This is a genomic window from Bradyrhizobium sp., assembly GCF_028868675.1.
Taxonomy (GTDB): Bacteria; Pseudomonadota; Alphaproteobacteria; order Rhizobiales; family Xanthobacteraceae; genus Bradyrhizobium.
The window spans coordinates 1-11,019 of the sequence record NZ_JAGWUA010000170.1; the positions used below are offsets into that span (position 1 = coordinate 1).

7 protein-coding genes and 1 pseudogene are annotated in these 11,019 nt (G+C 67.4%); 5 read left to right on the forward strand and 3 right to left on the reverse strand.

What is annotated here, in order from left to right; all coding sequences use genetic code 11:
* Positions 1-140: 140 nt before the first annotated feature.
* Positions 141-1,211 (reverse strand): glycosyltransferase family 4 protein, encoded by a 1,071-nt coding sequence (locus KGM94_RS19250; protein WP_300262958.1) that lies wholly within the window; start codon positions 1,209-1,211, stop codon positions 141-143.
* A 286-nt stretch (positions 1,212-1,497) separates the two neighbouring features.
* Here KGM94_RS19250 and KGM94_RS19255 point away from each other — a divergent pair, with 286 nt between their 5' ends.
* The 4 genes from KGM94_RS19255 (at position 1,498) to KGM94_RS19270 (ending at position 7,500) form a co-directional block, all read left to right on the forward strand.
* Positions 1,498-3,261: an ABC transporter ATP-binding protein gene (locus tag KGM94_RS19255; RefSeq protein WP_300262970.1), complete on the forward strand. Its 1,764-nt coding sequence runs from the start codon at positions 1,498-1,500 to the stop codon at positions 3,259-3,261.
* A 50-nt stretch (positions 3,262-3,311) separates the two neighbouring features.
* Positions 3,312-5,516, forward strand: coding sequence for an amylo-alpha-1,6-glucosidase (locus KGM94_RS19260; RefSeq protein ID WP_300262961.1), 2,205 nt, complete (start codon positions 3,312-3,314; stop codon positions 5,514-5,516).
* Between the two features lie 151 nt (positions 5,517-5,667).
* The gene (locus KGM94_RS19265) at positions 5,668-6,165 is read left to right on the forward strand and encodes a PRC-barrel domain-containing protein (protein WP_300262964.1); all 498 of its coding nucleotides are present in this window, start codon (positions 5,668-5,670) and stop codon (positions 6,163-6,165) included.
* 93 nt (positions 6,166-6,258) lie between these two features.
* Complete coding sequence (locus KGM94_RS19270) at positions 6,259-7,500, forward strand: MFS transporter (protein WP_300262974.1); 1,242 nt, start codon at positions 6,259-6,261, stop codon at positions 7,498-7,500.
* 75 nt (positions 7,501-7,575) lie between these two features.
* On the opposite strand, the gene KGM94_RS19275 is transcribed toward KGM94_RS19270, so the two are convergent.
* Together KGM94_RS19275 and KGM94_RS19280 are read right to left on the reverse strand one after the other, a co-directional pair.
* A complete protein-coding gene (locus KGM94_RS19275) occupies positions 7,576-9,738 on the reverse strand; it encodes an adenylate/guanylate cyclase domain-containing protein (protein WP_300262967.1) in 2,163 nt (720 codons plus the stop codon).
* Between the two features lie 35 nt (positions 9,739-9,773).
* A complete protein-coding gene (locus tag KGM94_RS19280; RefSeq protein WP_300262977.1) occupies positions 9,774-10,430 on the reverse strand; it encodes a hypothetical protein in 657 nt (218 codons plus the stop codon).
* Positions 10,431-10,530: 100 nt separating this feature from the next.
* Here KGM94_RS19280 and KGM94_RS19285 point away from each other — a divergent pair.
* Positions 10,531-11,019, forward strand: a pseudogene (locus KGM94_RS19285) (polyphosphate kinase); the annotation flags it as partial.

An 11,019-nucleotide genomic window follows, 5' to 3' on the forward strand; every position in this document is an offset into this window, starting at 1 on the left:
TCTATCAGCAAAGTCGGCAGAGGCAAAGTTTCCCCTGCATTCCGCTTGCGCTGCATGCAGGCTACGGCCTGCCGCGTAGCCCGGATGGAGCGCAAGCGTAATCCGGGGCCTCCTTGTGCACCACGGATGGAGACGGCGCGCTATTCCGCGCTGCTCACCAGCTTGATTCGCGGCTCGGTCGCCTCGATCAGGCTGCGATAGGCCGCGAGATAGTCGAGCGCCATCCGTCTTGCGGTGAAGCGCGCCTCGAATCGGTTGCGGATCGCATGCCGGCTCAATTGTCCCAGGCGGCTGACGGCGGCGATCGCGCCGGTCTCGTCGGCGACCACGAAGCCGGTCAGCCCGTCCTCGACGATCTCCGGCACCGAGCCTCGGTCGAAGGCAATCACCGGCGTGCCGCACGCCATCGCCTCGATCATGACGAGCCCGAACGGCTCCGGCCAGTCGATCGGCAGCAGGAGGCCGATCGCGCCGCTCAGGAAGTCGGACTTTTCGCCGTCGGCGATCTCGCCGATGTACTCGACCAGCGGATTGCTCTCGATCAGCGGGCGGATCAGCTCGTCGTAATAGTCCTGGTCGGCGCGATCGACCTTGGCCGCGATCTTGAGCGGTATGCCGCAGCGTGTGGCGATCGCAATCGCGCGGTCGACGCCCTTTTCCGGCGCGATGCGGCCGAGCACGGCCAGATAGTCCTGGCGGACGGGCCTCGGCATCAGCAGCGTTTCCGGCAGGCCATGATGGATGGTGCGCAGCCAGTTGGCCTGCGGTACCGGTCGCCGCTGCGCGTCCGAGATCGAGATCACGGGGACGGCGGAGAAGGTGTCGAACACCGGCTGATGCTCGGGCAGATCGAGCCGGCCGTGCAGCGTGGTCAGAAACGGCGTCGGCTGGCGATGGAAAAGGGAAAAGGGATAGTAGTCGAGATGGAAGTGGAGGAAGTCGAACTCCTCGTCGTCGCATTTCCGCCGCACCCGCTCCAGCATCACCATGTGCAGCGCGTTGGGATCGCGCACCGCGCCGTCGAGCCGCAGCGCCTTCGGCCACAGGGCGTCGAGCCGGCCCGAGGTCTGCGAATCGCCGCTCGCGAACAGTGTCACGTCATGTCCGAGGGCGACCAGCTCCTCCGTCAGCCAATGCACCACCCGCTCGGTGCCGCCGTAAAGCCTGGGTGGAACAGCCTCCGTCAACGGAGCTACCTGCGCGATGCGCATCTCACCATCTCCTCTGTGCTGCTCATGGCGATTGGACCCCCAGCTCACAACGGCACCGGCATGCCAACCAAGGGAACGTTGCCGCATCCGCGGAGTTCCCCTCACCAAAGGTTACATATTCGAGACCCGTCGCGTGCGTCGCGATTCCGCCATCGAGGCCTCCTCGGATCGTCCGCATCGTCTCGTCGTGATCGCGCCGCCGTGGAACCGGGACCGCACAGTCGTCGTTCAATCGATGAGCCGCAGCGCGACCGACATTTCTCATCTCACCATGGGTAGCAGCCAGATGGACCAGCTCTCAGGATACGCGCGGCGTCCGTTCGCTTTCGTCCTGCGCTATCTCCGCCGGCGGTCCGCCTCGCATCTGGTGATCCTCACCTCCGTCGTGGCCGCGGTTGCCTGTTCGGTAGGCACGCAATATGGGGTCAAGTTTCTCGTCGATACGCTATCCGCGGGACCGTCGCATGGCGGCAGCGTATGGCTGGCATTCGCCATTCTCATGTCGATGATCGCCGCGGACAATTTCCTGTGGCGGATCGCGAGTTGGACAGCGAGCTTCACCTTTGTCCGCGTGACCGGCGATCTGCGCCGCGACATCTTCCGTCACCTCACCGGTCACGCGCCGAGCTACTTTTCCGACCGCATGCCAGGGATGCTGACGAGCCGCATCACCGCGACCTCGAACGCCGTTTTCACGGTGGAGAACATGTTCGTCTGGAACGTGCTGCCGCCGTGCATCGCCACAATCGCGGCAATCGCGTTGATCGGAACCGTGAGCCCGAAGATGGCCGCGGGCCTGATCGTGGTCGCCGGCGGCATGGTGATCGCCATGTTTCGCCTGGCCGCCGCCGGCAAGCCGCTGCACGACGATTTCGCCGACAAGGCCGCTCTGGTCGACGGCGAGATGATCGACGTCATCAGCAACATGCCGCTGGTGCGGGCGTTCTGCGGCATCGGCCACGAGCACGAAAGGTTCGACGCCACCGTGAACCGCGAGGTCACCGCGCGCGGGCGCAGCCTGCGCTATCTGGAGCGACTGCGGCTCATTCACGCCGCCGTGACCGTCGTGCTCACGATTGCGCTGCTGGCCTGGGTCATTACGCTGTGGCAGCACGGCGACGCCACGACCGGCGACGTCGTCCTCGTCTGCACGCTCGGCCTGTCGATCCTCAACGCCACGCGCGATCTCGCGGTGGCGCTGGTCGACGTCACCCAGCACGTGGCGCGGCTGACCGAGGCGATCGCGACGCTGCTCGTGCCGCACGAGTTACGCGACGATCCCGGGGCCGAGCCGCTGGTGCGGAGCGGGGCCGCCATCTCCTTCAACGATGTCGGCTTCGGCTATCCCGGCGGCGGGCGCATCTTGGATCGGTTCAGCCTGCGGCTGCAGCCGGGCCGGCGCGTCGGGCTGGTCGGCCAATCCGGCGGCGGCAAGTCGACGTTGTTCACGCTGCTGCAGCGGTTCTACGATGTCGACGAGGGCAGCATCACCATCGACGGCCAGGACATCGCCAAGGTCACGCAACTCAGCCTGCGCGAGGCGATCTCCGTGGTGCCGCAGGACATCTCCCTGTTCCACCGCTCCATCCGCGAGAACATCCGCTACGGCCGGCCCAGCGCGACCGACGACGAGGTGCTGCGCGCTGCGATCGCGGCGCGCTGCGATTTCGTCGAGACGCTGCCGGAGGGGCTCGACACCATGGTCGGCGACCGCGGCGTCAAATTGTCCGGCGGCCAGCGCCAGCGCATCGCGATCGCGCGCGCCTTCCTCAAGGACGCGCCGATCCTGCTGCTCGACGAGGCGACCGCCGCGCTCGATGGCGAATCGGAAGAGGCCATTCGCGAAGCGCTGTCGCGGCTGATGCGCGGCCGCACCGTGATTGCGATCGCGCACCGTCTCGCGACGTTGCGCAATTTCGACCGCGTGGTGGTGCTGAAGGCCGGCAGGATCGTCGAGGACGGCCCGCCGGATCGCCTGATGCAGGGCCACGGCCCGTATCGCGAACTGGTGACGCAGGAAATGAACCGGCTCGCAAGGTCCGCCGCGTAGCCTGCCGGGTCGGTCGCGTTGCGTTCACGCATGAAGTGCAGGGGACAGGCATGTCAGCCGAGATCGTAACCCAGATCGTCTCGATGTCGCGGAGCCCCGAGCCGCTCGCCGAGCAGCCGTTCTACATCCCGATGACCGGCCCGGCGGCACGGCCGCGCCGCTCGCTCAAGCATGACGACACCTTCATCGTGCTCGACAGCCACGGCGATATCGGCGCCTCGGCCGGCGGACCGGACGGGCTGTTCAACTGCGATACGCGCTATCTGGCGCGGCTCGAGCTCGTGCTCGACGATCTCCAGCCGCTATTGCTGGGGTCCAATCTGCGCGACGACAATTCGGCGCTCACGGTCGATCTCACCAATCCCGACATCTACCGTCAGGGGCGCATCGTGTTCGAGAAGGACATGCTGCACATCGTGCGCACGATCTTCCTGTGGCGCGGTACCGCCTATCAGCGCATCGGGCTGCAGAACCACGGCAAACGGGCGGCGAGCTTCGCGCTGACGCTGCTGTTCGACAACGACTTTGCCGATCTGTTCGAGGTGCGCGGCGAGAAGCGCCCGCGGCGCGGGATCGGCGCCAGCCGATTGTCCGGGCCCGCCGACGTCGTGCTCGAATATTGCGGGCTCGACGACGTCGAGCGCACGACGGCGCTGCATTTCGATCCCCGGCCGACGCGCCTGTCGGTCAATGCCGCGACCTGGCAGCTCGAGCTCGAGCCGCAGAAGGCGAGATCGCTGTTCGTCGCGGTCTCCTGCAACCGGCCGCTGACGCAGAGGCCGGCGCGATTCTTCTCCGGGCTCCTGGCGCATCGTCGCGAGATGCGGCGCCAGACGGTGGGCATGACCAGCGTCGAGACATCGAACGACATCTTCAACGAGGTGCTGTGCCAGGCGATGGCCGACCTCAACATGCTGATGACGGAAACGCCGCAGGGCCGTTATCCCTATGCCGGCATCCCCTGGTATTCGACCAGTTTCGGCCGTGACGGGGTGATCACGGCGCTGCAGATGCTGTGGATCGATCCGCGCGTGGCCGAAGGCGTGCTGAAGCGGCTGGCGCATTTCCAGGCCAGAGAGACCGACCTCCTCGCCGATGCCGACCCCGGAAAGATCCTGCACGAGATGCGCGGCGGCGAAATGGCCGCGCTACGCGAGGTACCGTTCGCGCAGTATTACGGCAGCGTCGACTCCACCGCCCTGTTCGTGCTGCTGGCCGGCCGCTATTTCGAGCGCACAGGCGACGAGGAAACGCTTCGTCAGCTGTGGCCCGCCATCGAACGCGCGCTGGCCTGGATCGATGGCCCCGGCGATCCCGACCGCGACGGCTTTGTCGAGTACCGGCGCGCCTCCGAGCAGGGACTCGCCAACCAGGGCTGGAAGGATTCCTACGACGCGATCTTCCACGCCGATGGCACGCTGGCCGAAGGCCACATCGCGCTCGCCGAGGTGCAGGGCTACGTCTTCGCGGCCAAGACGCTCGCCGCGCGCTGCGCGTTGCGGCTCGGCAAGCCGGAGTTCGCCGGGCAGCTCCAGGCCGAGGCGCACGCGCTGGCCGAGCGCTTCGAGGCGGCGTTCTGGTGCGAGGATCTCGGCACCTACGCGCTGGCGCTGGACGGCGCCAAGCGGCCGTGCCGGGTGCGGACCTCGAATGCGGGCCAGCTGTTGTTCAGCGGCATGATCCGCGAGGACCGCGCGCGCGAGGTCGCCGCCGACCTGATGCAGCCGCATTTCTTTTCCGGTTGGGGCATCCGCACCGTGGCGCTCGGCGAGGCGCGCTACAATCCGATGTCCTATCATGACGGATCGATCTGGCCGCACGACAATGCGCTGATCGCGCTCGGGCTCGCCCGCTACGGGCTGAAGCATTCGGTGGCGCACGTCTTCAAGGGCCTGTTCGACGCCGCCTCCTACATGGACCTGCGCCGCCTGCCGGAATTGTTCTGCGGCTTCCGCCGCGAGAAGCGGCGCGGCCCGACGCTCTATCCGGTCGCCTGCGCGCCGCAGGCCTGGGCCAGCGCGACGCCGTTCACGCTGCTGGAGGCGGCGCTCGGCATCGAGTTCGACGTCGCGCGCAACGAGATCCGCCTGCGCAATCCGCGCCTGCCGGCCTTCCTGAACGAGGTGATCCTGCGCGACCTGAAACTGCGGTCATCCAGCGTCGACCTCGGGATTCGCCGTCACGGCGACGACGTGGCGCTCGAGGTGCTGCGCACGTGCGGCCAGATCCAGGTGTCGATCGTGCTGACGCGCTAAAGCATGATCCGGAAAAGTGCGAAGCGGTTTTCCCTCGCGACAAACGCGGAACGCGTTTGCGCCGAGATCATGCTCAAACGATAACCTAAAGCGCGATGACGATTCATCCCAATCTCATCGCGCCTTGGCATCCGAGCCGGAAGGAGGTCCCATGCGTGTCGCCGGGCGATTGCTGTCGAGCGCGCTGATTTTCGCAAGCGCGGCGGTCTGTGCCGCCGAGGCGCCGACGTCCGCACCGGATGCCGCCGCGCCGGCTCCGGTGCCCACGGTGCCGGCCGTGCCGAAGGAGGCCGCGCCGCCGGCCTCGGTGACGGTGATCGGCGCCAGCGAGGCACACGGCGTGCTCGGCCGCGACGTCCGCAGCGCCGCCGACGAGGACATGGGGCGCATCGTCGACGTCATCGTCGACCGCGGTGGCCACGTGCGGGCCGCGGTGATCGACTTCGGCGGTTTTTTGGGCGTCGGCAGCCGCAAGATCGTGGTCGACTGGAACGCGCTGCGTTTCGGCAAGGTCGCCAACAAGAAGGACAGCATCTCGCTCGAACTCACCAAGGCCCAGGTCGCCGCCGCTCCGGAATACAAGGAGGGTGCGCCGATCGTCGTGCTCGGCGCCTCGGGCAGCCTGCAGCCGCTGCAAGTCCTTCCTTGAGGCGGGAAGGGTGGACCTCCGGTGACATCGTCGCGCAGGCCTGTTCCGTCGTCTTTCGATCCGGGCAGCCCGCCTGCGGGCCGCGGCGCCGGTATCGCGTCGTCGCGGCCGGGCAAGCCGCCGTCCCCGTCGCGCCGGAGCCTGCGTGGCCTCGACTGGTTCATCTTCTTCCTCGCCGACGTGCAGACCGGCTTCGGCCCGTTCATCGCGGTCTACCTGACGACGCAGAAATGGACCCAGGTCGAGATCGGCCTGGTGCTGTCGATCGGCGGCATCGTCGGCCTGATCGGCCAGATGCCGGGCGGGGCAATCATCGATGCGGCCCGATCGGAGCGGCTGGTCGCGGGCCTTGCGGTTGCGACCATCGGCTGCGTCGCGGTGGCCTATGCGGTCTGGCCGATCTTTCCCGTGGTGGCGACGGCCGCGACCCTGCACGCCGCCGCGAGCTGCGTGCTGGGGCCGGCGATCGCCGCGATCAGCCTCGGCCTCGTCGGGCCGCTCGCGATCGGCGAACGGCTCGGCCGCAATGCGCGCTTCGCCTCGCTCGGCAACGGCGTGGCCGCCGCGGTGATGGGGACGGCGGGCTATCTGCTGTCGAGCCGCTCGGTCTTCCTGGTCACGTTCCTGCTGGCGATCCCGACCCTGATCGCGCTCTCGCGCATTCGCGAGGACGAGGTCGACGTGGCGCGCAGTCACGGCGAATTGCCGCGGGAGGCCGCCGCGGGCGCGGACACCAATGTGTGGCACCTCGTGCGGCAGCGGCCGCTCCTGATCTTCGCCTGCAGCGTCCTGTTGCTGCAACTCGCCAACGCGACGATGCTTCCGCTGATGGCGAGCGTGGTGACGACGCGGTCGAGCCAATGGGCGACGGTGCTGATTGCCGGCTGCATCATCGTGCCGCAGGCGATCGTCGCGCTGCTGTCGCCGACGGTCGGGCGCAAGGCGCAGGCCTGGGGCCGGCGGCCGCTGCTGCTGATTGGATTCGGCGCGCTCGCGATGCGCGGATTGTTGTTTGCGGCCGTCCACGATCCCTATCTTCTCGTGCTGGTGCAGGTGTTCGACGGCATCACGGCGGCGGTGTTCGCCGTGATGGTCCCGCTGATCGTGGCCGACGTCGCCTTCGGCAGTGGCCATTTCAACCTGGCGCAGGGCATCGTCGGCACCGCGACCGGCATCGGCGCCTCGCTCTCGACCGTGCTCGGCGGCTATGTCAGCGACCGCTTCGGCAGCGGCGCCGCCTTCGTCGGACTCGCCTGCGTCGCCGCGGCGGGCCTCTTGCTGGTTCTGCTGGCGATGCCGGAGACCCGGCGCGATGCGCCGAACATCGCGCTTTAGGGCCGGCGATCGCTCCGTCCGGACTCCGCCGCGACGCGCCCGCCCGATGCGGGCGGCAGGGCACGACGCCGCAGGCTACTTGCCCTCGAGGGTATTGACGGGCTCCCAGGCCGGCGGCGGCGGATTGTCGGCCAATCGCGTCGCGCGGTCGCGAAACAGTGCGGAGGGAGGATCGGTAGCCGACATCCGGTCGAAGCAATCCCGCGCGCGGCCGAATTCGCGCGCCCGCCAGCAGGCGAGGCCCTCGGCATAGGCCGCAGCGGTTGCGGCTTGCTGCTGCGTCTCCTGGCCGGCCTCGGCCAGCGGTTCGTAGATCTTGACCGGGTCGGAGCGGCCCTTGACCCGGATGGCGTCGAGTTCGCGCCACGCGAACGTCGTCCCCGTCAATGCGACCGTCATCTCCGAGGCCATCATCGAGGTGGCGAAATACTTGTTCGCGCCCTCCAGCCGCGATGCGACGTTCACGGCATCGCTCATCACGGTGTAATTGAAGCGCCGGCGCGAGCCGATGTTGCCGACCAGCGCATCACCGGAATTCAGCCCGATGCGGTGGGCGAGCTTGTATCCCTGGAAGGAAACATCGTTCCGGTTGAGCTCCTCGAGGCGGTCGCGGCAACGCAGCGCCGCGCGCACCGCATTGCAGGCGTGGTCGCGATCGCTGACGGGCGCGCCGAACACCGCAACGATGGAATCGCCGACATACTTGTCGACGTAGCCGCCATGGCTCTCGATGATGTCGGTCATCGCCGACAGATATTCGTTCATCAGCGCCACCAGCGCGCTCGGCGACATCTTCTCGGAGAAGGTGGAAAATCCGGCGACGTCCGAGAAGAACACCGTGACGTTGCGCATCTCGCCGCCGAGCTCGGGCATCTTCTCCGAATTCATCATGCTGTCGATGACCTGCGGCGCGAGGTAGAGCGCGAAGCTCTTGCGCAGGAATCGCTCCTCCTGATCGGCGATGACGAAGCGATAGCCGACCATGATCGCGAGCGCCATGAAGCCGGCGAGGATCGGCTCGCTGAGCGGCAGCGCCAGCGGCGAGTAGGTGAACGCGGCCGCCGCGCCGAGCACGTAGGCCACGGCCGCTGCCGAGCAGGCGAGCGCCGCGCCGACCGGCGCAAGCATCAGCGTGGCGATGACCGCGAGGGCGGCGAAGGCGATCGCGATCAGGCTCGTGGACACACGCCCGGGCTCGACCGCGGCGTTGTGGCCGAGGAGGTTGCCGATCGCGGTGGCGTGGATGTAGACGCCCGCAATCGCGCTGCGCTTCACCTGTCGCGGGGCGGCGCGTGCCGTCAGCGCGCAACGCGGCGCGCCGGCGCTGTCGATGCCGGTCGCAAAACGCTTCGAGGTGAGCCTGCGGTCGTCGAAGTCGAGCAATGTGCCGAGGATCACGATCTTTCCGTCGAAGGTGCGATGGAAGTAGTCGCGGTCGTCCTTGTCGACGCAGGCGCGCAGGTCCGCGAACGAGAAGGTCGGCACGTCTTCGCCGCCGCCGCGGAAATTGAGCGTGAGCGTATTCGGCACCGCGCTCGGAATCCGGTATCCGGCGAGCGTCATGGTGCCGTCCGGCGCAAGCTGCGGCCGGGTATCGAGCGCGCGCGATGCCAGCTCGACTGCCATCGAGGGCACCGGCTTGCCGTCGATCGAGAAGGTCAGCGGCAATCGCCGCACCACGTCGTCGGAATCCGTGTAGACGTTCAGCGCGCGGATGTTGCTCTGCTGGCGGACTGCGATCCGCTGCGCCGGTGCGGGCCGGACCGGCTGGTCGCGGCTCTGGATCTCGCCCAGCACGATCTTGCCGGCCGCAGCGCCGGTCGCGAGCGCGCGGAGAAAGTCGCGGTCGAAGCCGCGCATGCGCGCGCCCAGCGGCTCCTCGCCGAAGGGAATCTCGGATTGCTCGATCGAGGTCGGAAAGATGACGTCGAGCCCCACCACCTTCGCCCCGCCATCGATGAGCGCGGACAGCACCCGGCCGATCTCGCGGGTCCAGGTCAGGGTCGGCGACCCCTTGAAGGGCGGCGTCTGGTAGCTTTCCTCGTCGATCGCGACGACCACCACGGGCGCCGGGGCGGGATCGCGACGATCGCCGAACAGGCTCCATCGAATCGTGGTCAGCGCGTCGATCGACCAGCCGTGCACGATATCGAGCGGCGGGGACGAAAACAGAAGTCCGCAGGCGAGCGCGATGGCGACACCGGCGAGGATGTCCCGTCTGGTCGCTCTGTGCCTCATCTGGACTGTCCCGGCTGTCGCCGCCAGGCGCCCGTTCAGAGGCGCACGAGACGGCCGATGATCGGCGCCGGACCGGCCGCGGCGCCCGGGTCGATCTTGAACGTGGTCTTGCGCGCGCCCAGGCTTGCCGTGTACGTGCCGCCCGCGGTCAGCGACTTCCTGGCCTTGGCGAAATCGTAGAACTTGCCCCGTACGAGTGCCTCGCTTTTGATGGGAATGGTATATCGTTCGCCCTGCACGTCAATTCGTTCGACGACGAGGGTACCCGTGCCCTTCACCTCCACGACCGGCGATAGCCCGTAGAGCGTCGGCGCGTCGGCGCGTTCGCCGGGTGCCACGGAGCGAAAAGTCGTGGCGGCGCTCTGGCCCGCTTCGCGATCGGAAAGCTGGGTGGCGCTGGTGTCGCAGTCGACCTTGACGCGCTGGACCTCGCTCTGGTGAATGAGGCTCTGTTCGGTGCCGACGACCGCGAGTCCGCCCGTGATCGTCTCGCGCAGGCACGACTTCATGTAGCTGAGCACGACCGTCGCCTTGGGCGCGAGCTTGATGACCTTGCCCTGCGCGACATAGTCCATGAACTCGACGCCGTCGACCTTGCCCTGCACATCCTCGACGATCGCCACCGGTACCTGGGCGGCCGCCGATGTCGCCAGACCGAGCGCCCCGACGACGGCACCAATCAGCCTCTTCATTGCTCGACCCCTCGAAATTTCGGACATTTTCGGCCATCGGCTGCGGAAGACCTTGATCTGGGTCATTTTGAGTCCGCGAAAAGCCCGCTCTATTTCCGCCATGTTTGAATCCGCCAAGCTGAAGCATCACGTCGACAAGGCGGCCTACCGCCGCGAGGAAGCGAGGCTTCGCCAGGCCCTGCTCAACGCGCAGTTCGACCTCAAGCAGCAGGGGCGCTTTCCCGTCCTGGTCCTGATCGCGGGCGTCGAGGGCGCAGGCAAGGGCGAGACCGTCAATCTGCTCAACGAGTGGATGGATCCGCGGCACATTCACACCCACGCGTTCTCCCAGCCCTCCGACGAGGAGCGCGAGCGGCCTGCCAACTGGCGGTTCTGGCGTGCGTTGCCGCCCAAGGGGGAGATCGGCATCTTCTTCGGCGCATGGCACACGATGCCGATCGTGCAGCGCGTGATGGGACAAATCGGCAAGGGAGAATTCTCCGCCGACGTCGGCGAGATTCAGCGCTTGGAGAAGATGCTGAGCGACGAGGGCGTGCTGCTCATCAAGTACTGGTTTCATCTGTCCAAGGGCCAGCAGAAGAAGCGGCTC

What these genes read in the sequence shown, in the direction of transcription:
- KGM94_RS19280 (WP_300262977.1), bottom strand. Translation starts at nt 10,430, where the DNA reads ATGAAGAGGCTGATTGGTGCCGTCGTCGGGGCGCTCGGTCTGGCGACA.
- KGM94_RS19255 (WP_300262970.1), top strand. Translation starts at nt 1,498, where the DNA reads ATGGACCAGCTCTCAGGATACGCGCGGCGTCCGTTCGCTTTCGTCCTG.
- KGM94_RS19265 (WP_300262964.1), top strand. Translation starts at nt 5,668, where the DNA reads ATGCGTGTCGCCGGGCGATTGCTGTCGAGCGCGCTGATTTTCGCAAGC.
- KGM94_RS19250 (WP_300262958.1), bottom strand. Translation starts at nt 1,211, where the DNA reads ATGCGCATCGCGCAGGTAGCTCCGTTGACGGAGGCTGTTCCACCCAGG.
- KGM94_RS19275 (WP_300262967.1), bottom strand. Translation starts at nt 9,738, where the DNA reads ATGAGGCACAGAGCGACCAGACGGGACATCCTCGCCGGTGTCGCCATC.
- KGM94_RS19260 (WP_300262961.1), top strand. Translation starts at nt 3,312, where the DNA reads ATGTCAGCCGAGATCGTAACCCAGATCGTCTCGATGTCGCGGAGCCCC.